This is a genomic window from Phycisphaerales bacterium, assembly GCA_040221175.1.
In the GTDB taxonomy this organism is placed as follows: Bacteria; Planctomycetota; Phycisphaerae; order Phycisphaerales; family UBA1924; genus JAHCJI01.
On the sequence record JAVJVK010000013.1, the window covers coordinates 167,235 to 193,202 of the forward strand.

The 25,968-nt window shown below is 68.0% G+C and carries 22 protein-coding genes, 1 tRNA gene and 1 other RNA gene; 15 read left to right on the plus strand and 9 right to left on the minus strand.

What is annotated here, in order from left to right; genetic code table 11:
• The first annotated feature begins 29 nt into the window (after positions 1-29).
• The gene (locus RIE32_10715) at positions 30-2,483 is read left to right on the plus strand and encodes a UvrD-helicase domain-containing protein (GenBank protein ID MEQ9096723.1); all 2,454 of its coding nucleotides are present in this window, start codon (positions 30-32) and stop codon (positions 2,481-2,483) included.
• Positions 2,484-2,565: 82 nt separating this feature from the next.
• On the opposite strand, the gene RIE32_10720 is transcribed toward RIE32_10715, so the two are convergent.
• On the minus strand, positions 2,566-2,910 hold the full coding sequence (locus RIE32_10720; protein MEQ9096724.1) for a hypothetical protein: 345 nt from the start codon (positions 2,908-2,910) through the stop codon (positions 2,566-2,568).
• Between the two features lie 140 nt (positions 2,911-3,050).
• A complete protein-coding gene (locus RIE32_10725; GenBank protein MEQ9096725.1) occupies positions 3,051-4,049 on the minus strand; it encodes a hypothetical protein in 999 nt (332 codons plus the stop codon).
• A 42-nt stretch (positions 4,050-4,091) separates the two neighbouring features.
• Here RIE32_10725 and rnpB point away from each other — a divergent pair.
• The 8 genes from rnpB (at position 4,092) to RIE32_10765 (ending at position 9,530) form a co-directional block, all read left to right on the plus strand.
• Positions 4,092-4,575, plus strand: an RNA gene (gene rnpB / locus RIE32_10730) — RNase P RNA component class A.
• Between the two features lie 60 nt (positions 4,576-4,635).
• On the plus strand, positions 4,636-4,968 hold the full coding sequence (locus RIE32_10735) for a hypothetical protein (protein ID MEQ9096726.1): 333 nt from the start codon (positions 4,636-4,638) through the stop codon (positions 4,966-4,968).
• Between the two features lie 315 nt (positions 4,969-5,283).
• Positions 5,284-6,744, plus strand: coding sequence for an NAD(P)/FAD-dependent oxidoreductase (locus RIE32_10740; GenBank protein MEQ9096727.1), 1,461 nt, complete (start codon positions 5,284-5,286; stop codon positions 6,742-6,744).
• Between the two features lie 32 nt (positions 6,745-6,776).
• The gene (locus RIE32_10745; GenBank protein ID MEQ9096728.1) at positions 6,777-7,529 is read left to right on the plus strand and encodes a hypothetical protein; all 753 of its coding nucleotides are present in this window, start codon (positions 6,777-6,779) and stop codon (positions 7,527-7,529) included.
• A 15-nt stretch (positions 7,530-7,544) separates the two neighbouring features.
• Positions 7,545-8,444, plus strand: coding sequence for an NYN domain-containing protein (locus RIE32_10750; protein ID MEQ9096729.1), 900 nt, complete (start codon positions 7,545-7,547; stop codon positions 8,442-8,444).
• A complete protein-coding gene (locus RIE32_10755) occupies positions 8,408-8,839 on the plus strand; it encodes a hypothetical protein (protein ID MEQ9096730.1) in 432 nt (143 codons plus the stop codon). The genes RIE32_10750 and RIE32_10755 overlap by 37 nt, the downstream gene beginning before the upstream one ends.
• 134 nt (positions 8,840-8,973) lie before the next feature.
• Positions 8,974-9,375: a twin-arginine translocase TatA/TatE family subunit gene (locus tag RIE32_10760; protein ID MEQ9096731.1), complete on the plus strand. Its 402-nt coding sequence runs from the start codon at positions 8,974-8,976 to the stop codon at positions 9,373-9,375.
• An 80-nt stretch (positions 9,376-9,455) separates the two neighbouring features.
• Positions 9,456-9,530: transfer RNA gene (locus RIE32_10765), tRNA-Met, on the plus strand.
• A gap of 50 nt (positions 9,531-9,580) precedes the next feature.
• Here the strand turns inward: RIE32_10765 and RIE32_10770 are convergent.
• The 5 genes from RIE32_10770 to gcvH form a co-directional block, all read right to left on the minus strand.
• Positions 9,581-10,072, minus strand: coding sequence for a DUF305 domain-containing protein (locus RIE32_10770; protein ID MEQ9096732.1), 492 nt, complete (start codon positions 10,070-10,072; stop codon positions 9,581-9,583).
• 196 nt (positions 10,073-10,268) lie between these two features.
• The gene (gene serA / locus RIE32_10775) at positions 10,269-11,555 is read right to left on the minus strand and encodes a phosphoglycerate dehydrogenase (protein ID MEQ9096733.1); all 1,287 of its coding nucleotides are present in this window, start codon (positions 11,553-11,555) and stop codon (positions 10,269-10,271) included.
• An 18-nt stretch (positions 11,556-11,573) separates the two neighbouring features.
• Positions 11,574-14,345 carry an FtsX-like permease family protein gene (locus RIE32_10780; protein MEQ9096734.1) on the minus strand — a complete coding sequence of 924 codons (2,772 nt, stop codon included), beginning with the start codon at positions 14,343-14,345 and terminating at the stop codon, positions 11,574-11,576.
• On the minus strand, positions 14,293-15,030 hold the full coding sequence (locus RIE32_10785; GenBank protein ID MEQ9096735.1) for an ABC transporter ATP-binding protein: 738 nt from the start codon (positions 15,028-15,030) through the stop codon (positions 14,293-14,295). The genes RIE32_10780 and RIE32_10785 overlap by 53 nt, the downstream gene beginning before the upstream one ends.
• 31 nt (positions 15,031-15,061) lie before the next feature.
• A complete protein-coding gene (gcvH, locus tag RIE32_10790; protein MEQ9096736.1) occupies positions 15,062-15,442 on the minus strand; it encodes a glycine cleavage system protein GcvH in 381 nt (126 codons plus the stop codon).
• Between the two features lie 161 nt (positions 15,443-15,603).
• On the opposite strand from gcvH, the gene RIE32_10795 reads away from it, so the two are divergent.
• Genes RIE32_10795 through RIE32_10805 form a run of 3 tightly spaced genes read left to right on the plus strand, consistent with a single transcriptional unit; the run spans position 15,604 to position 18,316 of the window.
• The gene (locus RIE32_10795; GenBank protein ID MEQ9096737.1) at positions 15,604-16,758 is read left to right on the plus strand and encodes a TIM barrel protein; all 1,155 of its coding nucleotides are present in this window, start codon (positions 15,604-15,606) and stop codon (positions 16,756-16,758) included.
• Positions 16,755-17,603, plus strand: coding sequence for a (d)CMP kinase (gene cmk, locus RIE32_10800; protein ID MEQ9096738.1), 849 nt, complete (start codon positions 16,755-16,757; stop codon positions 17,601-17,603). Before RIE32_10795 ends, cmk begins: the two co-directional genes overlap by 4 nt.
• Positions 17,600-18,316, plus strand: coding sequence for a lysophospholipid acyltransferase family protein (locus tag RIE32_10805; protein ID MEQ9096739.1), 717 nt, complete (start codon positions 17,600-17,602; stop codon positions 18,314-18,316). Before cmk ends, RIE32_10805 begins: the two co-directional genes overlap by 4 nt.
• 11 nt (positions 18,317-18,327) lie before the next feature.
• Here the strand turns inward: RIE32_10805 and RIE32_10810 are convergent, their stop codons facing one another.
• Entirely contained in the window at positions 18,328-19,653 is a 1,326-nt protein-coding gene (locus RIE32_10810; GenBank protein ID MEQ9096740.1) for an ABC transporter permease, read from the minus strand.
• Positions 19,654-19,790: 137 nt separating this feature from the next.
• Here RIE32_10810 and RIE32_10815 point away from each other — a divergent pair, with 137 nt between their 5' ends.
• Positions 19,791-20,123 (plus strand): hypothetical protein, encoded by a 333-nt coding sequence (locus RIE32_10815; protein ID MEQ9096741.1) that lies wholly within the window; start codon positions 19,791-19,793, stop codon positions 20,121-20,123.
• A 12-nt stretch (positions 20,124-20,135) separates the two neighbouring features.
• Here RIE32_10815 and uvrA read toward each other — a convergent pair whose 3' ends face one another.
• A complete protein-coding gene (uvrA, locus tag RIE32_10820) occupies positions 20,136-23,249 on the minus strand; it encodes an excinuclease ABC subunit UvrA (GenBank protein ID MEQ9096742.1) in 3,114 nt (1,037 codons plus the stop codon).
• Between the two features lie 141 nt (positions 23,250-23,390).
• Between uvrA and RIE32_10825 the strand changes: the two genes are divergently transcribed.
• The gene (locus RIE32_10825; GenBank protein ID MEQ9096743.1) at positions 23,391-24,338 is read left to right on the plus strand and encodes a phosphodiester glycosidase family protein; all 948 of its coding nucleotides are present in this window, start codon (positions 23,391-23,393) and stop codon (positions 24,336-24,338) included.
• 34 nt (positions 24,339-24,372) lie between these two features.
• Positions 24,373-25,890 carry a hypothetical protein gene (locus RIE32_10830; protein MEQ9096744.1) on the plus strand — a complete coding sequence of 506 codons (1,518 nt, stop codon included), beginning with the start codon at positions 24,373-24,375 and terminating at the stop codon, positions 25,888-25,890.
• The last annotated feature ends 78 nt before the right edge of the window (positions 25,891-25,968 follow it).

Consider the following 25,968-nt stretch of genomic DNA (forward strand, 5'->3'; position numbering starts at 1 on the left):
GTGCGCCGGGTGGGTCCATACTGTGCCCCATGGACCACGCCCACGCCACGGATGGCACGACCACGCCCGAGCACGACCCCTATGACCCGCACGCGTACGGGCCGGAGGGAGATGCCCGGATCGACCCCCACGCCGACCCCGACAACGACCCCCTGCTGGCCGACCTGACCGAGAACCAGCGGCGGGCCGTGCTGGCCACCGAGGGCCCCGTGCTCGTGCTGGCGGCCGCGGGCAGCGGCAAGACCCGGGTCATCACCCGGCGCATCGGGCACCTGGTTCGATTGGGCGTGCCGGCGTGGTCGATCCTGGCGCTGACCTTCACCAACAAGGCCGCCGCCGAGATGCGCGAGCGCGTGGGCGTACTGCTGGGCGGGCAGGACGGCATGGACGCCCGCAGCACGCGGGGGCTGACCATCGGCACTTTCCACAGCCTGTGCGCCCGCCTGCTGCGGCGATACGCCGACGACGACGCGCTGCCCCACCTCAAGCCCGACTTCACCATCTACGACACCAGCGACCAGGTGGCCCTCATGAAGCGGACCATCAAGGACCTGGGCATGGACAGCAGCAACTGGGCCCCGCGCAGCGTGCTCAACGCCATCAGCGGCGCCAAGAACGAGCTACAGGACGCCGACGCGTACGCCACCAACGCGATGGACTTCTACACCAAGCAGGTCGCGCGCATCTACGAGGCCTACCAGCAGGCGATGCGCTCGGCGGGCGCGGTGGACTTCGATGACCTCCTGCTCTTGACGGCGAAACTGCTCCGCAAGAGCGACACGGCCCGGGCCGAGCTCCGCGAGCGCTGGCAGTACCTGCTCATCGACGAGTACCAGGATACCAACCGCGCCCAGTTCGAGATTGCTGCGCTCTTAGCCGGCGAAGCCGGAAAAGACGGGCGAGGCGAGGCGGGGCCCAACTTCTGCGTGGTGGGCGACCCCGATCAGTCCATCTACGGCTGGCGCGGGGCGGACATCAGCAACATCCTCGAGTTCGAGCAGCAGTATCCGGCGTGCGAGGTCATCCCCCTCGGCGAAAACTTCCGCAGCACCGCGCCGATCCTCAAGGCCGCCGACACGCTGATCGTCAAGAACAAACGCCGCAAGCACAAGGACCTGTTCACCAGCAGCACCGGCGGCGAGCCGGTCGAGGCCGTGCTGTGCCAGGACGAGCGGCACGAGGCCGAGCTGGTGGCCGACTGGCTCAAGGCCCGTGCGGAGGACGGCCTGGAGTGGCGCGACATGGCGGTGTTCTACCGGACGAACGCCCTGAGCCGCGTCATCGAGGACGCCATGCGCTCGCACGCGGTGCCGTATCGCATCGCCCGCGGCACCGCCTTCTATGACAGAGAAGAGATCAAGAACACCATCGCCTACCTCCGCGTCGTGGCGAACCCGGCCGACAACATCTCCCTGCTCCGCATCGTGAACACCCCAACGCGCGGCATCGGCAAGACCAGCCTGAACAAGCTCGACGCCGCGGCCAACATGGCCCGCGTGCCGTTGTTCGACCTGCTTCGCGAGCCCGAGAAGCACGCCGAGGTGACCAGCCGATCGGGCAAGAGCTGCCGGGAGTTCGTCGAGATGGTGCACGGCTGGACCGGCCACGGCAGCTTCATGGGCGCCGAGGTCAGCGCGACGCTGGCCGACCTGGTGGCGCGGGTCATCGACGATAGCGGGCTGCGCTCGATGTACCAGTCTCGTGCCAAGAGTGGCGGCGAGGAGGACGAGAGCCGGCTGGACAACCTCGACCAGTTGATTACTGGAGCCGCCGAGTTCGAGCGCGAGTACGACCCCGCGGGCGACCCCTTCGCGTTTACCGATGCCGAGCAGGCCAGCGCGGGCAACGACGCCGAGGCGCCGCCGCTGCTGGCGATGCTCCGTGCCTGGCTCGAGACGGTTGCATTGGTCAGCGACCAGGACGCCGTCGACGCGGCGGGCGGGGCGGTCACGCTCATGACCCTGCACGCCAGCAAGGGCCTCGAATTCCCCGCCGTCGCGATGATCGGCCTCGAAGAGGGCACCCTGCCGCACAGCCGGGCCCGCGAGAGCGAGGCCGAGCTCGAAGAAGAACGCCGCCTCGCGTTCGTGGGCATCACCCGCGCCATGAAGCGGCTGCTCATCACGAGCGCCCGCGTGCGCGCCGTCCGCGGCGTGCCCGAGCGGACGATCCCCAGCCGCTTCCTCAGCGAGATCGGCGAGCAAGATGCAGAACACGTGAGCTTCAGCGACCGCTCGGACGACTTCAGCGATTTTGGTGGAGGTGGTCGTGGGGGGAGCGACGACTTCGACCCCTGGGGCGACGACGACGAGCCGAAGACCGCCGCCCTCAGGGTCGGCTCACGCGTCCGCCACCCCCAGTTCGGCGTGGGCAAGGTGCTGAGCTGCGGCACCGGAACCGGTGCGAGGGCGCGGGTGGAATTCAAGGGGATAGGGGTGAAGACGTTGATTTTGGAGTATGCGCGGTTGACCAGGGTTGACTAGTTCGGTCCGGAATGTGTGTGTGATCACGCGGATCACATACAATGCAAATACCCGCACAGAACGACCGAGATGGCCGGGACGACTAATCAGACTTTGCTCTTGCTGGTGGCAGAGCTCTCCCCGCGGCGGGGATTAGCACGGCCAGCGCCAGCAGGGCAAAGAGGTCACCCAGCTGGAGCCATCGCTGTACTGAAGGCTTGGTGGCGCGAATTTGGCCGCTGATAGGCGTCGCTTCGCCATCTTTGATCTGAATCATGGCCCCTTCGGTAGCCATAAAATCTTGCACGGTGTGCCATTCGACGTCTTGATTCGCTTCGTCGGCACCGGCCCGAAAGCTCAATGCTGTTCCAATACATGTTTGGAGGGCGATGCTGATAATGGCGAGTACTCCGAAGATCTTCGCAAACTTAATGACGACATGATTCATCTTTTGCTTCTCGCCGGCTAGTGTGAGATGATGTGCGGAATCAGAGTTCTTGCGAGCGTGTACTGCTGCGTTCAAAGTCAATAGCGAAATTGAGACTCTGGCAGCGCAAACCTACCATGAATTTAATTGCATGTCGGGCCCTACACCATCGCCCGCAGCGTGCTCGGGCTCTCCGCCTGCCCCGTCCGAGCACTCAGCAGCACAGCCGCCGCCATCGGGCCCAGATGCTGGGTATCCAGCGGCGGCGTCGCGCGGCCGTCGAGCAGGGGTGACAGGAACGCGACCAGCGCGTCGATGGCGGCGCGGTCGTGATCGGTTGTTTGGGATCGCGCCCGGCGTTCGGTGCTGTCGATGATCTTGCCCGCGGGGTCGATCCAGCGGTGGCCGTCGTCGCCCAGTTCGAGGCGGCCGGCCTCGCCCAGCAGCGTGGCCCGGCGTTGCCAGCCGCCCGCGCGGTCGCTGAGCATGATGGCCGCCGACGAGCCGTTGTCGAAGCGGGCGTGGGCGGTCAGGTCGCCGGTGAGCGAGCCCAGCGACAGGCTCGCGCTCGGCTTCGTGGGGCCATTGAGAGAAGCCTCGACACGCTCGGCCTCGCCCAGCATGCCAACCAGGAGGTCCAGCGCATCGACGAGCAGCGCGCCCGTCGCGCCCTGGCCGGCCATCGTCGGGTCTCGGAAGCCCGCGAACAGCGCGCTGCGGACCTCGCCGAACGCAACCAATGTCTCCTGCGCTTCTTGAACGGCCGGGCTGTGGCGCAGCAGCGGCCCGAAGCGCACCGCCTCGGTCGGCACGCGGCCCTGCATGGGCGCGTGCCAGGCCTCGGCCGCGTCGCTGGGCGGCATCGGCAGCGGCGAGAGGGTCGCGATGCGCCTTCCCTCGGCGGCCGCCCGCGCGACGGCCTGGGGCAACGCCTCGCCGTAGCCCTCGCACGCGGTGGCCAGCAGCACGGCCCTCGCGTCGGTGTTCAAGAGGTCCAGCAGATCGCCGGCGAACGTCGCGCCCAAGTCGTCGGCCAGCGTCGTGCCGTGGGCGCGCACGGGCGCGGCGGCGGCGACGATCGACGCGCCCAGCTCGGTCGCCAGCGCACGCAGCAGCGGCGCTTGTTCCGGCGTGGCCCAAATGGCGAGGGTGGCGTCCAAAGTCGGGTGCTCCGGCGGTGCGCGTATAGTAGGGGGTACGAGTGGTGCGGCCGGACGGTCGCGGGTGTGATGAGCAATCTTCGCACTCGAGGAAAGTCCGAGCACGGCAGGGCAACGGTGGTGGGTAACGCCCACCCGTCGGAACTCGTGGCTCTCTTGAGAGTCAGGTCGCGAGCCGGCGAGGGACAGTGCCACAGAAAACACACCGCCGATGGCGTTCGCTTGCGAGCGCACAGGTAAGGTTGAAATGGTGCGGTAAGAGCGCACCGCCCGGCTGGCGACAGACGGGGCACGGCAAACCCCACCGCGTGCAAGGTCACGCAGCCGTCGCGATGGTCGAGCAATCGGCCATCGACGCCCGGCCCGGGCGGCAGGCGGCGGGTAGACCGCTGGGGCCCGGCATTGCCGGATTCATGCCCCGATCACGCCGGCAACGGCGTGGCCAGAGAAATGGCCGTCATCTGTTCCGGAGGGCCGTTCGCGCCGGGGCAGAGACAGAACTCGGCTTACAGGCCGCACGCGACCACATGACGGCCCCGGGGGAGACTCCGGGGCCGTCGCCTTTACCTGCCTGTACAATTCCGTCATGAGCAGGCCTCGCACACGCACGATCGTCATCACACTCGCGCCGCTGTTGATCGTGGCATCGCTCGTGGCGATCTATTTTCTCACGCGTCCGCCCGCCCTGGTGCGCGCGGCCGAGTCCATCGTTCGCCAAGCAGAGCGCGGTCGTGCGGTCGAGGTCGCCGAGATCGAGCAGCGCTTTGGAACTTCATACGAGCGCGACTTCGCGGGCTGGGACAGGGCGTACCACCTCGGCGACGACGGGTCGTTCTTCGCCATCGACAGCCGATGGCTCGTGATCCGGCTGAACCCTCAGACCGGCCGGGTCATCGATGCCGCGGTGATCGTGGACTGACCCTCGTCCGCCCGCCTCTCGAGCCAGGATCTCCACCGCCACGCCCATCCCCACGGACCGCCCGCCCACCCCGCCCGGGCGAACGCCCTCCCGAACGGGCCGCTCGCCCCGCCCAACGGGACGCGTGCCCCGTTGAACGGGGCACGCGGTTCGCACCGCGGGGCACGCGTCCCGCGGCCCCTGGCGTTCGCCCGGGCCGGGTTGGCGAGGGGAAACCAGCGCGGGACACGTGGTCCGGCCGTCCGGGCGAGGGTGTGTGCGGGGCTTCTTGGCTCTCAGGGCGGGTGGAACGTGGCCAATCCCTACCATCGGCCGATGAACGCGACCCCGAATCCCGCCCCCATCCTCCTCATCGGCGCCGGCTTAGCCGGCTCGCTCCTCGCCGTCCTGCTCGCCAGGCAGGGCTTCCCGGTCGTCGTCGCCGAGCGGCGGGGCGATCCGCGGGCGGCCGGCTACGTGGGCGGGCGGTCGATCAACCTGGCCCTCTCGGTTCGCGGCATCACCGCCCTCGAGGCCGCGGGCATCGCCGACCAGGTGCTGCAGGACGCCCTGCCGATGCCCGGGCGCATCATGCATCCCAAGACGCTCACCGACGCCACCGGCCGGGGCACCGTCTTCCAGCCCTACAGCCAGGACCCTGCCGACGCCATCCGCAGCGTGTCGCGCGGCGGGCTGAACATCGCCCTGCTCGACGCCGCCGAGCAGACGCCCGGCGTCGAACTGCGTTTCGACCATCGCTGCACGCACGTCGACCTGGACAACGCCAGCGCGACGTTCGACACGCCCGAAGGCGAGGTGGAACTGCAGGGTCGCGTGATCATCGGCGCCGACGGCGCGTTCAGCACCGTGCGCCAGGCCATGCAGGTCACCGACCGCTTCGACTACAGCCAGCACTACCTCGACGCGGGCTACAAGGAACTCCATATTCCCGCGCCGCAGGATCTGCCCGACCTGCCCGATGGCGTGGCCGAGAAGTTCGACGGCTACGCGATGGACCCCAAGGGCCTGCACATCTGGCCGGGCCGCGGCGGGGGCGCGTCGATGATGATCGCCCTGCCGAATCCCGATCGCTCGTTCACCTGCACGCTCTTCTGGCCCTACGAGGGGGCGCACGGCTTCGACGCGGTCGAGCCGCTGAGCGACAGGGCGCTGCGCCTGTTCTTCGACGAGCACTACCCCGACACGCGCTGGCTCATGCCCACGCTGGTCGAAGACTTCCGCGCCAACCCCACCAGCAGCCTCGTCACCGTCCGCTGCGAGCCCTGGCGGCGCGGGCGCTCGCTCATCCTGGGCGACGCGGCCCACGCCATCGTGCCCTTCTTCGGCCAGGGCATGAACGCGGCCTTCGAAGACTGCCGCATTCTCGCGGAGATGATCGAAGAAGCCGGCGGCGACATCGAACGCGTGATGGATCCCTTCTGGCAATCGCGGGTCGAGCACGCCAACGCCATCGCCGACATGGCCATCGCCAACTTTGTCGAGATGCGAGAAAAAGTCGCCGACGAGGCGTTCCTGTACCACAAGAGGGTCGAGCAAGCCGTGCACGCCCAGCTTGGCGAAGAAATGCCCGAGCGCGCGACGCCGCTTTACAACCTGGTGAGCTTCACCAACGTGCCCTACGCCGAAGCGCTGCGCCGCGGCAAGGAGCTCGACGCGGCCATTGCGCGGGTGGTCTCGCTCGTGCCGCCGGCGCGTGCCGGGGACATGGACGCCGCCGCCTGGCGCGAGCTGGTGGCCGACCATGCGCGTCGGGTGCTCGGCGCCCAGCCGGCCTGACGCCACGGTCTAGCATCGCCGAAGGGGGATCCATGCGAGCATTGCCGAGCATCGTGTTCTTCGCCGCGGCCGCATTCCTGATGGGCTGCGGCGAGCAGGCGGCGTCCGCCGTCGTGGTCCAGGCCGATGAGCCCGTGCAGGGCGACGCGGGCGAGGAGTACCTGTCGCTGCACGCGGCGATGGGCCAGCCGTTCCTGACGCGCGTGGCGATGGTCGAGGGCCCGCCCGATGCACAACTCGTGGCCGAACTGGAGGCCAACGGGGACCTGATCGACCGGCTGGCCTACGCCTCGCGGATGACCGAATGCGACTGGGGCCTGCCCGAGCAGACCGGCGTGGACACCTTGCTGCCCCACCTGGGCAAGGTGCGGGCCCTGGCGCGCGTGCTCAACGTCGATGCCCGCAGGCTGGCCGCGGCGGGCGACGGCGATCGCGCCTCGCGGCGCGTGGCCGGGCTCGTGCGCATGGCCCGGCACACGGCCGAAGACGGCGCCGATTCGATCATCGAGTGGCTCGTGGGCATCGCCGTCCTGGCGTTCGCCGCCGACGCTGCGATGTATTGCGCTCCAGACTTCGACGCCGCCCAGCGCGGGCGCGTGCTGGCCGAGTTCCGAGAGATCGACCTGGACGATCCATACGGCCTCGATGCCAAGATCGCGCTCGATCGCGAACGCTCGGCCGCCGCGGGGCTCGAGACGACCAGCGAGCAGCAACTCCAGGACGGCTGGGCCCGCGTCCGCAAGGACGTCGAGCGGGCCATCGAGACGCTCGAGAGTGGCTCGTAGCTCGCTCTCTCGCGCATGCTGCTCATCGATACATCCAACGTCCTCCACGCCATCGGCGTGCTGCCCGAGCACCTGAGCGGCCTGGACGTTCCCGGCCTGGCGCGTTTGATTGCAGCCAGCCGCTACGGAAAGCGGCGTGCGGTGCTGGTGTGCGACGGCGTCGGGCCGGGGCGTGCGACCGAGGCGGGGGGCGGCGGCGCATCGGGCCCTCCCGAGGCGACGAACACGGCCCCGTCGGGCCGGGAAGTCGCCGGGCTCGACGTGGTCTACGCCGGGGCCCACCAGGAGGCCGACGACGTCATCGAGCTGCTACTGGCCCGCGACACCGCTCCGCGGCGGCTGCTGGTGGTCTCGACCGATCGCCGCCTCGTCCAGGCCGCACGCCGGCGGCGGGCCCAGAGCGTCACCAGCGAGGCCTTCCTCCAGCACTTGGCCAGTGACAGCGCCAAGCCGCGGGCCAGGCCCTTGCCCGGCTATGCCACCCAGGTGCCGCTGAACGAGTACGCGGTGGGGTATTGGATGACCCTCTTCGGCTATGGCGCCCAGGCTAACGAGGCTCCGGCGGGTGAGCGACCGGTGTCCGACGTCTCGAATGCCGCCCGGCGCGGGCTGGAAGCCCAGCGCCAGCGTGAGCGGGATCGCGCACGCGCCGCCAGCCCCCATGCGCACGAGCGGCTGAAGATCCCCAAGGATCTCCTCAACGCCACGGGCAGGCCGGACACATCGAAGCAACCGCCTCGGCCCGATCCCCGGCCCGCACCGCCTCCGCCGCCGCCACTCCCTCAGCCCGAATCGGCCGACGAACTGCCCGCCGACGTGCGGGAATTGCTCAAAGATTCCGGCCTTTCCATCGACCCGGCCGATCTGGACATGAACCGATGGCTGCCAAAGCAAGACACCCCGCCGCCCTCCTGATCGCCCTGGCCGTGCCGGCCGCGCCGCTGCTGGTGGGCGGGTGCCAGACCTCCGAGCGATACCAGGGCGAGAGCCGCACCGTGGCGACCTGGAAGGGGCGGACGCTTTCGGCCGAGGTGCCCGACGCGGTGGGCGTGCCCGGGGCTCATTACGCGGCGGTGGAAGCCCTGCAGGCCCGGGGCTACGCCATCGTGGCCGACGAAGCGACCGCCGATCGGGGGTACCTTGCCGCCCGTGGCCCCGACGGCACCGTGCTGGGGGACTACCGGCGGGTGGTGGTCCGCACGGCCCTGACGCCCGCCGCGGTCGGGGTGGAGATCTCCCTCGAGCCCGCGGGCGACGAGGTTGCCGCCCGGGCCATCCTCGATGACGTATTGCGACGGCTTGGGCTCTGAGCGTCAAAGCAGACCGGCCCGAAGCTGCAAGTTCTGTGCTGGCAAGCTGTTATGCAGGTATTGAGACGCCCGCGGAAGGGCCGCCCGTTTGACTTGTCCCCCCGCGTCGGCTTGGATTGCGTGAGAGGAACGCCATGCCCAGTGCCGCCATCCTGAACCTTCCCCTGGCCCTGATCGGGCCGCTGGGCCCCATGGAGATCGGGGCGATCCTGATCGTCGCGGTGCTGCTCTTCGGCCGCCGCTTGCCCGACGTTGGTCGGAACGTGGGGAAGGCCATCATCGAGTTCAAGCGGGGCGTCAAGGGCATCACCGACGAGATCGAGGAAGAGTCTCGCAAGCCCGACAGCCGCGACGTGAGGCCCCAGGGCGACCGCCCGCCGGCCACGCCCGAACTGGAGGCCCCCAAGGGCACCGCCTACCGAGGCGATGCCTTCCACGATGACCCTCCCGCCGGCGACGTCGGCCGTCCGGACGCGCCTCAGGCCCAGCCCGTTCGCGATCCGGCCCCGGGCGAGGGCCAGCCTCGCACCAGCTGAGGCTTCGCCAGCCCGGATCGGGGGGCCTTGCCCCGCTATTATCTCGACCCGCCTCTCGTAAGAGAAGGTGGGCACTTCCAGGCGAGGTAGCTCAGCTGGTCTAGAGCGCTGGATTCATAACCCGGAGGTCGAGGGTTCGAGTCCCTCCCTCGCCACTTGCATCGCGTTTGATTTCGTCGAGACCGGTCGCCGTGCGGCCGGTTGTTCATTCCGGGGTCGCATCAAACGGCGGCACCGCTCGGGCCTGGGCCTCCTGCGGATCCCGGGCGATGCCGTTCTCGCGGATGTCGGCGATGAGCCACTCCATCTCTTTGATCTCGCGCCGCTGGGCCTTGATGATCTCGTCGGCCAGTTCGCGCACGCGTGGGTCCACGATGCGGGCCCGCTCGCTGGTCAGGATGGCGATCGAGTGGTGGGGGATCATGCCCTCCATGTAATCAGCGTCGCTGACCGTGATCTGGCTGCGAACGAGGAAGATGCCCGCGGCGATCAGCAGGACGCCCACCCCGACCGTCGCCAGGTTCTTCACGGTATTCCGGTACATGCCCAGCATGTACCCCAGCATGACGAGCACCATGCCCCCGCCCATGATGAGCGTCATAAATAGTCGCGTCTCGCTGAACCACGCGTGGTCGATCAACTGGTACGAATGCAGGTACATCAGGCAGAACATGACCACCATCGACGTGGCGATCATCGCGAAGAAGCGAACGTAAGAGCCGTGCGGGCGACGCGGTGCTCGCTCCGGGCGTTCGGCGTCCGCACTCTGCCTTTTCGCGGCATGTTCGTGCACCTGAACACCTCCTTCGGCCCAAGCATGGTACAGCTTCACATGCCGATGCGGTGCGCGCATGAACATGTGTTCATCGTCGCGGCTGGCGTGCCGGCCGCCCTTACCACAACACGCGGACGCGGATGGTCTCGGGGATGGCTTCGAGTTCCTCGACCACGGGCCGCGAATCGCCGGGATCCACGTCGAGCACGACGTAGCCGAGATCCTGATTCGTGCCGAGCACCTCGCCGCTCACGTTGGCGCCGTGGGCGCTCAGAGCCTCATGCAGCCTGCCAAGCACGCCGGGCACGTTCTTGTGGAAGTGCAGGATGCGGTGCGGCCTGGCGCGATCGCGTGCGGGCTGCTCGGGCAATTCGACCTGCGGTACGTTGACGGCGCCGGTGGTCGAGCCCACGTTGATGAATCGCGTGAGCTTGCCGGCAACGTCGCGCGCGATCGCTTCCTGGGCCTCGCCCGTCGAGCCCCCGACGTGGGGCGTGAGGATGACGTTTTCCAGCCCGCGCAGGGGGCTGTCGAACGGCTCGTCATTGCTCGAGGGCTCTTTGGGAAACACGTCGACCGCGGCCCCGCCCAGGCGGCCGCTGCGCAGCGCGCCGGCGAGCGCCTCGATGTCGACGACGCTGCCACGCGAGTTGTTCAGCAACATGGCGCCTTCGCGCATCAGGACCAATTCACGCTCACCGATGAGCCCGTTGGTTCCCTTGGTCGCCGGAACGTGCAGCGTCACCACGTCGCTCTTCTGGAGCAGGTCGTCGAGCGAACCAGCCGCGCTGGCATTGCCCATCGAGAGCGTCGGGACGACGTCGTGGTAGATCACCCGCATGCCCATCGCCTCGGCCAGCACGCTCACCTGCGAGCCGATGCGGCCATACCCGACGATGCCCAGCGTCCGGCCGCGCACTTCGTGGCTGCCCGCGCTGCTCTTGCGCCACTGCCCGGCGTGCATCTGCATGGAGCGATCGAGCAGGCGGCGGTGCAGGGCGATGATCTCGGCGATGACCAGTTCGGCCACGCTGCGGGTGTTGCTGAACGGGCTGTTGAAGACCGGCACGCCCATCGAGGCGGCCTTGCCGAGGTCGACCTGGTTCGTGCCGATGCAGAAGCAGCCCACTGTCAGGAGCTTATCGGCATGACGCAAGGCGTCGGCATTGAGCTGAGACTTGCTGCGGATGCCAATTGCGTGCGCACCGGCGATGGCCTTGGTCATGCTCGCGCCGGTGCAGGCCCCGGGAAGCTGCTCGACGCAGAAGCCCTCCGATTCGAGTTGTTCACGGGCCGAGTCGTGTACGCCCTCGAGCAGCACGATGCGGATCTTTTCCTTTGGAAAACTTGTGGGCTGGCCCTCGGGCTGCGGTTCGGCGACGGTCGTTGTTCTGGTATCAGTCACAAGGCATGATATCGGTGCTCAACCCCCACGTGCCCCCAACAGATCGAGTGGCTTGCGCCGCGATAGTGCGAGCACGGCGGGCGCCGCCGCGAACAGCGTCAGCACCATCGTCACGATCCAACTGAACACCAGCGGACCGATGGGCGGCCGCAGCGAGAGCGTCAACCCAGCGAGCAACGCATAGAGGCGCTGGCCGGCCCACGCTGCCTGAAAGCCCAGGGCGGTGCCCAGCACGATGGCCCCGATGGCGACGAGCACCGCCTCGGCCAGGACCAGTCGCGCGACCACCCCGCGCGATGCGCCGATGGCCCGCAACACGCCGAGCTCGTATCGCCGCGCATGGATGCCCGCCACCACGAGGTTCGCAACCCCGAAGCACGCCACGAGCATCGCCATGACCGCAACGGCCGAGAACACGGCAAGCGTTGTGTTCGCGACGGTCTCGATCTCACGCTTGATCTGCCGGCCGCTGCCCGCATCGAGCACGCCGCTGCCGAAGAGGGCGTCGCGGATCTCGGCGACGGCCACCTCATCGTTGGTTTCCTCGTCGAGATCGATCTGGATGAGATGGATGGCGTTGACGTTGAAGCGGTCGATCAGGTCTCGCCGCGTGCCGAACACAGCATGCACGGCCTGACGCGCGAGGTCCTCGCCGGCGTTGAAGTACTGGCCGACGACCTCCAGGCCCGGGCTGGCGATCACGCCGACGACCTCGAAGTCGTGCTCTTCGCCTTGCACCCGGCAGGTGAACGTATCGCCTACGCCCAGTCCCTGGGCCACGTTGAATTCGCGGGCCACCAGCACGGCCCCGCCTTCGGCCAGCCGTCGCTTGGCGACCTCGGGATCGCCCTGAACCCACACGAGCCGGGTCATCTCGAAGAAGGGCTCGGGCTCGAAAGCGACGAACGTCGTCTGATACGTCTGCAGCGCACGGATGCCGAACGCGTCGGTCTCGACCGGGAACAGCGTGACCGCGCACGTGCGCTCGACGAAGGGCAGTTCATCGAGGGTGCGACGGCTGTCTTCGGTGAGCCGCAGTCCGCTGACGAAGGCATCAGGAAAGTCGATCTGCCCCAGCCAGTCACGCAGCATGGCGCCGCCGGTGATCCAGTTCGAGATCATCAACGCCAGCCCCGTCATGAGCGCGCCGGCCGTAAAGCCCAGCCGATACGGCATCGACCGCACGCTTCGCTGCACGACCCTGGCTGGCAGTCGCAGCAGCGTCGAAAGCGGTCCGGCCAGCAGCAACGCCACCACGAACACGACCGGAGGCCCAAGCAAGAAGTAGCCCACGAACATCGCCGGCAAGCCGAACGTCGCGTAGCTCCAGAACACGATCTGGCCGTCGTCTGGCACGCCGACGGCGATGGCCTGGACCGCCAGCAGCATCAGCCCGAGCGAGGCAAGCACGACCATCGTCCGGGCGCGTGGCGCCTTCGCTCGGCTTGCAAGCGCGCCCATCGGGCTGGTCCGGCTGGCGCGCCATGCCGGCCAGGCGGCGCCCAGAACCCCGGCGATGATCGATCCGAAGAATGCCAGCGCCAGCATCGCCGGCGGCGTCGCCAGTCCCCCTGGCAGCACTTCGCGGTAATACCAGGCGCCCGCAGCGGCCACGCCTACGCCCAACGGCACCCCGATGCAGGCGCCGGTGATTCCGATGAGCAGGCCTTCTACAAGCTGCGCCTGGGCGATCTGGCTGCGCGAGGCGCCGATGCATCGAAGCATGCCCAGTTCGCGCTGGCGTTCGACGACGCCCGCCCCAAGCCCCGTTACGATGATGAATGCCGCCGAAAGCAGTGCAAGCAGGATCGCCAGCGACAGGCCGAACTGCCCGCTGCGCATGTTGCGATCAAGCCCGCTGGTGATGCGCTCGGTGGTCTGGAGGACGGCGCCCTCGGGCACGTCTTGCTGCCGGGCGTCGACGATCGCCTGTGGATCCAGGCCGGGCCGGACGGTGATGTCCACCTGCGTGAGTTCGTCGCCGCCGCCGCGCCCGGTCGCCTGTCGCAGGCCCTCCAGGGTCAGAAATGCCTGCGGCCGCCCGCCCAGCGGCGGCGGCTCGCTCATGCCCACCACGGTCAGCTCCGATGTGCCAAACAGGCGACGCACCGTCACGGTGTCGCCCAGCCGAACGCCCTGGAGGTCGTTGAAGGCCTCCGCTTCGCCTGGATTTGTTGGCGCTTCGGACGGAGGGCCGGGCAGCGGATCCTCGCCATCTTCGGCGATCAATGGATCGGCCCGGTCGAATACCCCGATCTTGCGGATCTGCTCCAGGCTGCCCTGCCAGGTCAGCCGGCCCGCGAGCGTGGCATCGATGACGACCTCGCCCGGTTGCTCGGGGGCCCGGCCGGCCACGATGCGGATCGGACGCAACCGTGCCTCGGCGTCCGGATCGACGCCGATGCCCATGGCATTCACTCGAAAGTTCGCCTGCCGACGGTAGTAGGGGCCCTCGGGCTCGTCATCTCTGGGCGTGTACACCTCGCGAGAAATCTGCAACGCCAGGTCCTTGGAGAGCCGGGGGGCGGCCGCTTCGACCTCGGGCCATGATCGCACCACGTCGAGCGCATCGGCGGGCATCATGCCCCCCCGGCCGGTGGGCTCCAGGCGGAGTTGGGCGGCGCCGAACGTAGCGTCCATGCGAGCGTTGACGGCGTTGTTTGCCGACGACAGCGCGCACGCCACCGCGGCAATGAGCGCCGCCGAGAGGGCGACCGCCGACGTGAGCAGGGCGGTCCTAGCCCGCCTGCGCCACGCGCTGGTGATACCGAGCCGCCACGCCGGCCGCATCGAGCCCCTCCGTTTCGATGTGTCCGTCCATCACGCCGTCCCGCAAGACGTACACCCGCTGGCAGTGCGACGCGGCCGCAGGCTCGTGCGTGACCATGAGCACCGTGGCGTCCTGCTCCCGGGCCACGTCCCCCAGCAGGTTCCAGAGCTTCTCGCCGGTCTGCGAATCCAGTGCGCCCGTTGGCTCGTCGGCCAGGATCACGCGGGGCGAGAACAGGAGCGCGCGCGCAATGGCAATGCGCTGCTGCTCGCCGCCGCTCAGCGCATCGGGGCGGTGGTCGCCCCGGTCGCCCACGCCCAGTCGGTCCAGCAGGGCCCGAGCGTGCTCGCGCATGCCGGGCGTGTCCTCACCGGCTAAGGCAGCCGGAAGCGACACGTTCTCGAGCGCTGACAGGGTTGGAATGAGATTGAACTGCTGGAAGATAATGCCGATCGACTTGCGACGATATGCGTTGGCTTCGCGTTCGCTCAGCGTGTCGACGCGGACGCCCGCGACCTCGATCTGGCCCTCGTCGGGCGTGTCCATCGCGGCCAGCAGGTGCAGCAGCGTGCTCTTGCCGCTGCCCGACTGGCCCATGATGGCAAAGAAGCCCGGCCCGTCGACTTCCAGGTCCAAGCCCCGCAAGGCGTGCACGGTGCGCTCGCCGAGGCTGTATCGCTTCTGCAGACCGGTGCAACGGATCATGCCAGTTGTTTGGCTCGGCGGCCGGGCGCTTTCACGCCCCGCCACTGTCGGCATAGGCGCCGGCATCCATCATCTCGTCGAGTTGGCTCGCGTTGCTGGCCTTCACCTTCACCAGCCAGCCCTTGCCGTAGCAGTCTTCATTGATCAGGCCCGGGTTGTCGCCCAGGGCGTCGTTGACCTCGACGATCTCGCCGTCGACGTGGCAGTAGATGTCGCTGGTGGTCTTCACCGATTCGACCTCGCCGATGGCATCGCCCTTGCTCAGGCTCGTACCCACGGCCTTCATCTCGACGAACGTCACGTCGGTGAGCTGATCGACGGCAAACTGGGTGATGCCAATGACCACGACGTCGCCTTCGGGCTTGTGCCATTCGTGGGAGTCGCTGTAGCGGCGGTCGTCGGGTGCGGGCATGGTCTGAGGGTCCTCTAGTACGGGTCGTGCGGGTCGATAAACCGGCGTCCGCAGCGGTGGGGGCCGGCCCGTCGAGCCAATGCTATCGGCCAGCGTCCCGGAAGCCACCTCGTTGCCCCTTCGCGGGGGATGCCCGCCGCTCGGGCGTCTACAGTGGTCCGATGCTGCTCGCCCTTGCCGCCCGCTCCTTGCGCCCGATGCTCGTGGGCAAGGACGCCAGCCTGCCCCTGACCGACCTGCCACGCTTTGCGCACGAGCAGCTGGGCCTGCATGGCCTCATGCTCTCGGCCGATCTGCTGGCAGGCCGGACACGTGACGACCTTTCCCGCCTCCGCGATGCGGCCGATCGTGCCCGCTGCTCGTGTCTGGTGCTGCTCGAAGAGGACCCGCAGAACCTCGCCGCAGCCGACGCGAGCGCGGCCGCCGAGCGCATCCGACGCGTCATGGCCGCTGCCAGCCTGCTGGGCTGCAATGCCGCCGGAGTCGCCATCAAGGCGCCCGACACGCCCGAGGCCCTCGAGATCGTTGCCGAACGGTTCAAGGCCCTCATGGGCGACGCCGAGCAGCGTGAACTCAACCTGCTCATCATGCCCGGGTCGAGCAAAACGCCGGGCCTGACGTCGTCGCCCGAACGCCTGACCGAACTGCTCAAGAAGATCGGCGGCTTCCGGGTGGGCACCATGCCCGACTTCGCACACGCCGCCGAGCACGAAGATCCGCCCGCCTACCTGCGGAAGGTCACGCCCTACGCCTCGGCCGTGCTGGGCACGACGCTCGGCTTCCGGGCCGTCGAGGGGGACCTGGACGACGAACGCGCCATCGTCGAGCACGAGGGGTACGACCTGGCCGCCGTGGTCGAAGCGATCGCAGCAGTGGGCTACGACGGCGCCGTGGGGCTCGACTACCGGGGCGCAGGCGACCTGCGGATGGGCCTGCGTCGAAGCCGTGAGGGATTCACGCTGGCCGCTGAGGGCAAGGGTGGCCCGTTCAGCCTCGTGCAGGACGACGAGGACGAGTACGACGACGAGATGGACGCGGCCGCCGCCGCCCTGCTGGACGCGATCTTGAGCGACGGCGGGGCCGACGATGAAGACGACGACGAGGATGACGACGCGCCGGATGCCGACGACTCGGCCCCGGACGAGTCGGATGGCCCTGACGACGACGGGGACGAACAGGACGAGCCGGCGGCTCCAAAGTCCCCGGCAAATAAGTCGGCCAAAAAAACCACGAAGAAGACGACCAGGAAGACCTCGAAAAAGACCACCAAGAAAACCTCCAGGAAGGCTCAGGGCGACGAAGGAGACGAGCCATGAGCCGCCAGGGGGATACGCTCCGGTCGGCGGCCGTCGCGGTCCCGGTCGCCGTTGACCGCCGCGAACGGGCGGGCGACCCGGGCGATCGTCGGCCCTCGGCCAAGCGAGCCAGCGTGATTCCTCACGACGTGGACATCATCGTCACCATCGACGGGCCCGCCGGCACGGGCAAGAGCACCGTCGCCCAGGCGCTCGCCGAGCGACTTGGGCTCGACCTGCTCGATACCGGCGCCATGTACCGTGCCGCCGCGGCCATCGCCATCGATCGCGGCATGATCGAGGCCATCGCTGCAAAGGACGCCGCCGCCACCTCGAAGTTCGTCGACATCGTCACCGAAGCCGACTTGCACTTCGACTGGACGCGTGACCCGCCGGCCATCATGGCCTGGATCTCCGAGCACGCCCGCTTCGAGCCGCTGAACGACCGCATCCGAACACCCGACGTCACCAAGGCCGTTTCGATCGTCGCCGGCATCGCCGAACTACGCCGCCACATGGTCCGCAAGCAGCGGCTCATCGGCCAGCAGCACCCCCGCCTGGTCACCGAGGGACGCGACCAGGGCTCGGTGGTCTTCCCCGATGCATTGGTCAAGTTCTTCCTCGATGCCGACCTCAAGGTCCGGGCCGAACGCCGGGCCGATCAGCTTCGCGAAGCCGGCTATCCCGTGGAAGCCGAGGAACTCGTCGAAGACCTCGCTCGCCGGGACGAGCTTGATCGCAGCCGCGACGAGGGTCCGCTCATTTGCCCCGACGGCGCGATCGTCGTCGACACCACCGAGTTGGACTTCGACGGCGTGGTCGACCGCCTGGAGCGCGACGTCCTGGATCGCGTCGGCGTCGCGTGAGCACCGACCAAGCCCAGCCGTCTCCGCAGAAATCCCTGGCATACCGGATCGGCCAGCCGCTCACGCGTGCCTGGTTCCGCGGCTTCCATGATGTCCAATGGCTGCACCCCGAGCGCGTGCCAGAGACCGGGCCCGTGCTCGTCGTTGCAAATCACCAGTCGTACTACGACCCGCCGCTCATCGGCGCAGGCATCACTTCGCGGCCACTGGATTACCTTGCGCGCGCCGGGCTGTTCAAGAATCCCGTCTTCGGACGCTTCATCAGTACCTTCAACGCATTTCCCATCAAGGAAGATTCCGGTGATCGTGCCGCGCTCGAGGCCGTCATCGGCCGCCTGCACGCCGGCGGAGCGGTGCTGCTCTTTCCCGAGGGACGTCGCACGCGCGACGGCCACGTCATGTCGCTCAAACGCGGCATGGCCCTCGTCCTGCGCAAGGCCCGCTGCCCGCTGCTGCCCGTGGCCATCGACGGCGTGTTCGACGTCTTCCCACCGGGCCAGAAGCGGCCCAGCCTGTTCCACGGCCCCATCGGCGTGCACTATGGCGAGCCGATCATGCCCGACGAACTGCCCCGCCACGCCGGCCCGCTGTTGACAATGCTCCACGACCGCCTCGAGGCGCAACGCTTGGAACTGAGGCTCGAATTGCTTAAGAAGAGCGGCGGGAGGTTCCCTGCCCCGCTCTCACCGAAGACGCCCCCGGCCGTGGAATGAGCCGCCCATGCTCAGTCGTGCCGCAGGGCCACGATCGGGTCCTGCCTTGCCGCCTTGCGGGCCGGGTAGAGGCCAAAGACGAGCCCCGTCAGCACGGCCACGGTCATTGCGACCACCACCGACCACCAAGCGAGCTGCGTCGGCAGGCTGGCGTCGCTGGGAATGAACCGGCCCACAAGCGGCACGTTGGGCAGCATCGGCACCGCCCAGCCCAGCAGCAGGCTCAGCCCCACGCCGATGGCCACGCCGATCAGCCCGCCGATGAGGCTCAGCACGCTGGTCTCGACCAGGAACTGCCAGACGATGTGCTTGCGCGTGGCGCCCAGGGCCCGGCGGATGCCGATCTCGCGCGTGCGCTCGGTCACCGTCGCGAGCATGATGTTCATGATGCCGATGCCGCCCACCAAGAGGCTGATGCCCGCGATGGCCATGAGCATGAGCGTGCCGCGCAGGGCCGCCCGCTCGGCGTTCTCGAGCAACTCGAACGGCACCACCATGGTCACGTCGCTCATCCCGTCGCGCCGCGTCTGGAGCACGCGCTCCAGGCGTTGCGACAGCCCGACGACCTGCTCGCGTTCCGGCACGGTCAGATAGAGCTCGCTGACGTGGACTTCGGCGGCGTTGAACGAACCGCTGGTGCGGCGGAAGACCGTATCGCCAAAGACGTATCGCGCCGTTTCGATCGGCACGTGGACGTCCTGGTTCAGATCACGACCGACCAGGGCCGAGCCCGCACCGCCCGCCAGCCCCACGGGCGCCAGCACGCCGACGATGCGCAGCGCCTTGTCGTCGACGCGGAGCGTATTGCCCAGGGGATCTTCGAGCGGAAAGAACTGGCGGGCAACCTCGTGGCCGATGACGCACACCATGGCCCGTTCGGCGTTGTCGCTGTCGGTCAGGTACCGCCCCCGGGCCGTGCGGAGATTTGCGACCTCGGCCAAGAGCGGATCGACGCCGTAGGCCTGGCTGGTCTGCTTCTTCGCACCGCGGATGAGTTCGGACCCGATTTCCTTCAGCGCGACGATCCGGGCCTCGTCCGAGAAGTTGTCGTTGATGATCCGCATGTCATTCCAGGTAATCCCGTAGTTGACAACGAACGATCGTTCCTGACCCTGTTGCTGGGCCTCGGGTGGCCGCTGGCTGCGGACGATGATGTTCCGGGCGCCTAACTGCTCGATCTGCCGCAGGGCCTCCTGCTTGCTGCCCTCGCCGATGGACACCATACAGATCACGGCCGCCACGCCCAGGATGATGCCCAGGGCGGTCAGAAAGCTCCGCAGCTTGTGCAGGCGCAGATTGGCAATGCCCAATCGGATGGTTTCGAGCAGGAATGTCACGCGTTTTCACCCGATAGAAGGCAAGTGGAGCCGAAAGGCGGGGCCCAACGAATAGATCCCGTCCGAACGCTCAGATGGTAGTGGCCCCTATGCCCGTCGCGATCGGGGCCGGAGAATTGTCAGGGATACCGACGCGCGTGCCGCAGGCTGCAAGATCCATCGAGGTTGGCACCGAAACCGCCACGAGCGGCGGCTGGCTCTACGAGGTCACGCTGACCACGCCCGATGGCAGCACGACCCATGCCGTCAGCCTGAGCTGGCACGACCACGACTACTGGTGCGGCGGAGCGCTCGCCCCCAGCCGCCTGCTCGAGCGTCTTCTGAGCCTGCTGAGCCGGCACATGGGCAAGGGCAACACCCCCGCGTCGCTCCCCCCGCGCTTCGACTGCGCCACGGCCCGCCGATGGCTGCCGGAGATCGACGACCTGCTGCGCGAGGGGCCAATGGGCGGTAGCGGCGCACCGGCTTGAAATTCGTCTGGTTTACTTGAGCATGTCCTTCAGGTATCGCCCCGTGTGGCTCTTCTCCACCTTCGCCACCGCTTCGGGTGGGCCCTCGGCCACGATCGTGCCGCCGCCGTCGCCGCCCTCGGGGCCCAGGTCGATGATCCAGTCGGCCCGCTTGATCACGTCGAGGTTGTGCTCGATGACCACCAGCGTGTTGCCCGCGTCGGCCAAGCGATCGAACACGCTCACAAGCCGGTTGATGTCCTCGAAGTGCAGGCCGGTCGTGGGCTCGTCGAGGACGTAGAGCGTGTGCTCGGTGCTGGGCGTGCCGTCGATGCGGGTGCCCTTGCCCAGTTCGGTCGCCAACTTCACGCGCTGGGCCTCGCCACCCGAGAGCGTGGTGCTGGGCTGACCCAGCGTCAGGTACCCAAGCCCCACGTCGCGCAGGCACTCGACGAATCGCAGGATCTTCCCGTGCGCGTCCAAGAAGCCGCACGCGTCCTCGATGGTCATGGCCAGCACATCGGCGATGTTCTTGCCCTTGTACAGAACCTCCAGCGTCTCGCGGTTGTACCGCTTGCCCTTGCACACCTCGCACTGCACGAACACGTCGGGCAAAAAGTGCATCTCGATCTTCTTGACGCCCTGGCCCTGGCACGCCTCGCACCGACCGCCCGCCCCGGCCTTGCCCACGCGGTCGGCCGGCACGTTGAAGCTGAACCGCCCGGGCATGTATCCGCGCAGCTTGGCCTCGCGCGTTGCGGCGAACACCTTGCGGATGTCGTCGAACACCCCCGTGTACGTCGCCGGGTTGCTCCGCGGCGTGCGGCCGATGGGCGACTGGTCGACCTCGATCACCCGGTCGATGCGTTGCATTCCGTTCACGCGGGTGTGCTGGCCCGGCTTGACGCGCGAGCCGGTGATCTCCTTCTTGAGGCTCTTGAGCAGGATGTCGTTCACCAGCGTGCTCTTGCCGCTGCCCGACACGCCCGTCACGCACACGATGCCGCCCACTGGAAATGCCGCGTTGATGCCCTTGAGGTTGTTCTCCTTGGCGCCCTTGACGACGACGGCCTTCTTCGCGTCCATCGTCCGCCGGCTCGGAGGTACCTCGATCCGCCGCTTGCCCGACAGGTACTCGCCCGTCAGCGAGCCCGGCGTGGCGCATACCTGCTCCACCGTGCCCTGGGCGACGACGCGCCCGCCGTGCACGCCCGGCCCCGGGCCGATGTCCAGCACGTGGTCGGCCGATCGGATCATGTCCTCGTCGTGCTCGACCACGAGCACGGTGTTGCCGATGTCGGTCAGGTGTCGCAGCGTGCGGATGAGCCGATCGTTGTCGCGCTGGTGCAGGCCGATGGTCGGCTCGTCCAGCACGTAGCACGCGCCCACCAACCCGCTGCCGACTTGGGTGGCCAACCTGATGCGCTGGGCCTCGCCGCCCGAGAGCGTGGCGGTCCGTCGATCCAGGGAAAGGTAATCCAGCCCCACGCTCTGCAGGAACCGCAACCGGTTGCCCACCTCGCGCATGATGGGCTCGGCGATCGCCATCCCCTCTTCGCTGAGTTCCAGCCCCTCGACGAACGACATCGCGTCGTCGATGTTCAGCCGGCTCAGCTCGCTGATGTTGAGCATCGTGCCGTCGCTGGTGGGGCGGCCGATCACGGTGGGCGACGCCGCGCGCCCAACGTCGGCCTTGTGGCGGCTCTTGACGCACACGTGCAGCGCCTCGATGCGCAGCCGATCGCCGCAGCACGTCGGGCAGATGCGTTCGCTCTGGAAGGCGTGCAGGTGGTCCTTCACCCAGCTCGACTCGGTCTTGTTGAACCAGTCCTGCAGCATCGCGAGCACGCCGGCCCAGTGCGCGTTGTACGTTTCTTCCTGATCGGGGCTGGTCCCGTGCATCAGGATGTCGTACACCTCGTCGCTCAGGTCATTCAATGACGCACTCTGGGGCACGCCGAACTTGCGGCAGAACCACCGAAGCCGCTTGGGGTAGACCATGCCCCCCGGCCCGCTCTTCTTCCACGGCGCGATACCGCCGCTCAGGATGCCGCGGTCGGCGTCGGGCGCGACCAGTTCCTCGTCGAACTCCAGGATGTGCCCGAGCCCCAGGCACGTCGAGCAGGCGCCGAAGGGCGAGTTGAAGCTGAATACGCGCGGCTCGAGCTCGTCGAGCGCGTACGCCGGGTCGTCCGGGTCGGCCAGCTTGGCGCTGAAGCTGTGGTCAGTCCACTGGCCGTCTTCTTCGACCGTGATGACCACCGAGCCCATACCGACCTGCAACGCCGCCTCGATCGACTCGGCCAGCCGCTGCCGCACGTCTTCGCGGATGACCACGCGGTCGACCACGGCGTCGATGTCGTGCTTGGCGTACCGCTCCAGGTCCAGCGGGTTGTCGCTGGGCTCCTTGAGCACGTCGCGCAAGTCGACCACGTTGCCGTTGACGCGCGCCCGCTGCCAGCCCATGCCCTGCAAACGCTCGAGCACGTCGCGGTGAAAGCCCTTCTTGCCGCGCAGCACGGGGGCGAGCACCATCAGCCGCGTCTCGTCGCCGAAGCGGAGCACCGCGTCGACGATCTGGGTAGCGCTGGTGGCGCTGATCCGCTTGCCGCTGCGGGCCGTGACGGTGCCGTCACGCTTGGTCTTGGTTGGCCGCCACGAGTACGGCGTGCCACAGCGTGCAAACAGCAGCCGCAGGTAGTCGTAGATCTCGGTGGTCGTCGCAACGGTCGAGCGCGGGTTGTGGGCAGCCGACCGCTGCTCGATGGCGATGGTGGGGGGGATGCCCTCGATCTCGTCGATGTCGGGCTTCTTGAGCTGGTCGAGGAACTGCCGGGCGTAGGCCGACAGGCTCTCCATGTACTTGCGCTGCCCCTCGGCGAAGATGGTGTCGAAGGCCAGCGAGCTCTTGCCGCTGCCGCTCAGCCCAGTGATGACCACCAGCTTGTCGCGCGGAATCGTCACGTCGATCGACTTGAGGTTGTGCTCGCGGGCGCCCTTCACGCGGATGGCTGGCCCGTCGACGGTGGCCGGGGCCGCCGCCACCACGCCTCGGCGCTTGCGCCCACCGCGTGGGGGCTTGGGCTCGATCTCGCTCTTCCTGTCTGCCTTGGACGAAGACGCCATGCTCGCTGCTTCCGTGCTCATCTCTTTCCCGTAGCCAATCCGCCCCGATCCGCCGGGCCGGACCCGGACGATAGCGCGCCCGAACACCGAACGAACACCGGAGATGCTCCGTGGCGGGGCCATCCCCCGCTCCATACCTTGTGTTCCCAAGGGAGCCAAGCCGTGCACCGATTTCTCGCCCTCGTTCCAGCCTTGTTGGTCGCGGCTTGCAGCACCGTCCGGCCGAGTGCCGAGCAGCCACCGCCACCGGCGGATCTGACCGAGCCAGATCCGCCGAGCCAGCCCTTCTTCGCCGACGAGCCCCGCTGGCGTCCGATCTACCACGGCATCGAGTTTGCCGAACTGGCCACCGACGTGCCCCGACCGCTGGTCGTCTCGGCCCTGCGGATCGACACCGGAGCCGAGGGGCTCGAACTCGTCACGACGCCGGGCAATGGCGAGGCCCCGCTGGAGACCAACGGCCAGACCACGCGGGCCTTCCTCGAAGAGCACGGCCTTGCCGTCGCCATCAACACCCACTTCTTCAGCCCATGCTGCAACCTGGTTCCCGGCGAGCCCAAGGACCTGGTTGGCCTCGCGATCGCTCAGGGCGAGTTGGTGAGTCCGGTGTCAAGTGAGAGTCAGCGCGACATTTTCATCTTCGAGGCCGGCGTGCACGATGACTCGGCGCTCGACGCCATCATGCTCACATCGATCCAACTCGATCAAATGGAGCACTTCGCGCCCACCCACGCGATTGCCGGTCGCACGATCCTCGACCAAGGCGGGATCGTGGCGAGTGGGGACGACTTCGCCACGGCCCGCCATCCACGCACGCTCGTGGGGGTGAGCGATGACCACACCACGCTCTATCTCGTCACCATCGACGGCCGCCAGCCCGGCTACAGCACCGGGGCGTCGCTGGCCGAGGCGGCGGCGATCCTCTTTCACCTGGGCGCAGACATGGCTCTGAACGTCGACGGCGGCGGCTCGACCACCATGATCATCCGCGACCCCGACGGCGCAAGCCAGTTGGGCAACAGTCCCAGCGGCGGGTTCGAGCGGGTCGTGGGCTCGAATCTGGGCTTTCGCGCCGCTCGCCTGCAACCGGGGACCAGCCAGAACCGGTAACACAAGACGTCTTCTCGCCCGGGAGGTACCCGACATGTTCCGCGTTCGATTGGCAATCTCGTTCATCCTGTTGACTTCAGCCATCCTGAGTGCACAGCCCGGGCAAGACGTCCCGCCCGACCAGCAAGCCCGCATGCGTGCGATGGTGACGGCCCGACACCTTGCCCAGGCGGTCATCATGTACAGCCACGAGCACAACGCCATGCCCGGCGATGTTCGGGCGTTCTTCGATGCTGGCATCCTGACCGACACGCTCGGCCAAGCGAGCGAAGACGGTTCTGCATTGGTCGCTGATGGCGTGCGATACGGCTACCTCGGCCTGGCGGGCGTGTCGCCCAGCGAGGTTCCCGATTGGGGCGATATCGCCATCGGCCACCTTGACTTTGAGCAAGCGTTCGCGACCCAGCCCACGCCCGACAATCCCGACGGGGCGCTCGTGTCCGTTGCATTCCTCGATGGCCACGTCGAAATGGTCTCGCTGGCCGAGGCTCGCTGGCTCGTCGAGGAATCCAGCAAGACGCTGAGCGCCATTCGCGATGGCGCGCCCATGCCCCAGTACCGCCAGGTTGAACTGGACGCCGCGCGGCTGGCCCGCGCCATGCGTGCGTACGCGGCCGAACACGACGGGCTGGCGCCTCCCGATTGGGCGTCGACGTACCCATACCTCGAAACCGATGAGGGGGCGCAGGACGCTTCTGATCAGTTCAAGATCTACCTCTCGCCGCGCGCGCGGGAGAGCACCTTCATTCCCGCGTTCGAGAGCGATGCGGAACGCGATGCGTGGATCAACGCACATAGCATGTGGCGCAGCCATGCACACGGCGCCAATCTCTGGCACGTCCCAAACCCGATGTTCACCGTGCTGCTGTCGGCCCGTCCCGATGCCTGGGTGCTCACGCCCGACCGGCGGCTGCGCGAGCACGTGCGTCGGCTGGCATTCGCGATGGTGGACACGCGGGGCGAATTGGCGGATCGCGAGTCGCTCGATGCCCGCCTGCGCGGCGCGGGCGAACTCTTCGACGCCATCCGACAGGGCGCGTCGCTCCCTCCGATCGATGATGCGATGCACGATCTCCGTGCCATAAGCATGGCGATCGCCGCGTATGCCAAGGCGAATGACGGCTACCTTCCCGGCGACCTGGGCGAAGTATTCGAGTACCTCGACGGACTGTGGGGCGTGCACGAGCGCGAGCCGGCCCGCGTATTCCTGCTCCGCGATGCCGAAACGCCCGACGTCCTCGCATCTCCGCTCGACGCCCAGTGGGTCCGCGAGCACGGTTCCTACGTGTACCTCGGGGATCCCACCGCCCGGCTACGCGACCTGCGGGGAACGCAGGCCAGTATCCTGCTCCACGCACCGCTGGATCATCCCTTCGATCTCGGCCTGCCGGGCGATGTCGGCGCCCGCGTGCCATTCGCCGGCCCGCTTCTTGGCGCTCGTTCCGAACCAGGGGACTGGACGGCCTTGCCGATGTTCATGTTTCCGCCCGAGGTCCTCAAAGAGCAAGCCGAAGCATCCCGCAAAGCCATCCTTGAGCAGGCCCAGAAGTAAAAGCTTCGGCGTTACCGGGCCTGTGGGCCCTGCTTTTGGGCGAAACACCAGAGCCTCACGGGCGTATACCCCCCTGAT

Coding starts and splice junctions, on each gene's coding strand:
- RIE32_10795 (MEQ9096737.1), top strand. CDS start 15,604: ATGCTGCTCGCCCTTGCCGCCCGCTCCTTGCGCCCGATGCTCGTGGGC.
- RIE32_10770 (MEQ9096732.1), bottom strand. CDS start 10,072: ATGATCGCCACGTCGATGGTGGTCATGTTCTGCCTGATGTACCTGCAT.
- uvrA (MEQ9096742.1), bottom strand. CDS start 23,249: ATGAGCACGGAAGCAGCGAGCATGGCGTCTTCGTCCAAGGCAGACAGG.
- RIE32_10780 (MEQ9096734.1), bottom strand. CDS start 14,345: ATGCGGCCGGCGTGGCGGCTCGGTATCACCAGCGCGTGGCGCAGGCGG.
- cmk (MEQ9096738.1), top strand. CDS start 16,755: ATGAGCCGCCAGGGGGATACGCTCCGGTCGGCGGCCGTCGCGGTCCCG.
- gcvH (MEQ9096736.1), bottom strand. CDS start 15,442: ATGCCCGCACCCGACGACCGCCGCTACAGCGACTCCCACGAATGGCAC.
- RIE32_10745 (MEQ9096728.1), top strand. CDS start 6,777: ATGCGAGCATTGCCGAGCATCGTGTTCTTCGCCGCGGCCGCATTCCTG.
- RIE32_10715 (MEQ9096723.1), top strand. CDS start 30: ATGGACCACGCCCACGCCACGGATGGCACGACCACGCCCGAGCACGAC.
- RIE32_10755 (MEQ9096730.1), top strand. CDS start 8,408: ATGGCTGCCAAAGCAAGACACCCCGCCGCCCTCCTGATCGCCCTGGCC.
- RIE32_10760 (MEQ9096731.1), top strand. CDS start 8,974: ATGCCCAGTGCCGCCATCCTGAACCTTCCCCTGGCCCTGATCGGGCCG.
- RIE32_10740 (MEQ9096727.1), top strand. CDS start 5,284: ATGAACGCGACCCCGAATCCCGCCCCCATCCTCCTCATCGGCGCCGGC.
- RIE32_10735 (MEQ9096726.1), top strand. CDS start 4,636: ATGAGCAGGCCTCGCACACGCACGATCGTCATCACACTCGCGCCGCTG.
- RIE32_10750 (MEQ9096729.1), top strand. CDS start 7,545: ATGCTGCTCATCGATACATCCAACGTCCTCCACGCCATCGGCGTGCTG.
- RIE32_10785 (MEQ9096735.1), bottom strand. CDS start 15,030: ATGATCCGTTGCACCGGTCTGCAGAAGCGATACAGCCTCGGCGAGCGC.
- RIE32_10720 (MEQ9096724.1), bottom strand. CDS start 2,910: ATGAATCATGTCGTCATTAAGTTTGCGAAGATCTTCGGAGTACTCGCC.
- RIE32_10830 (MEQ9096744.1), top strand. CDS start 24,373: ATGTTCCGCGTTCGATTGGCAATCTCGTTCATCCTGTTGACTTCAGCC.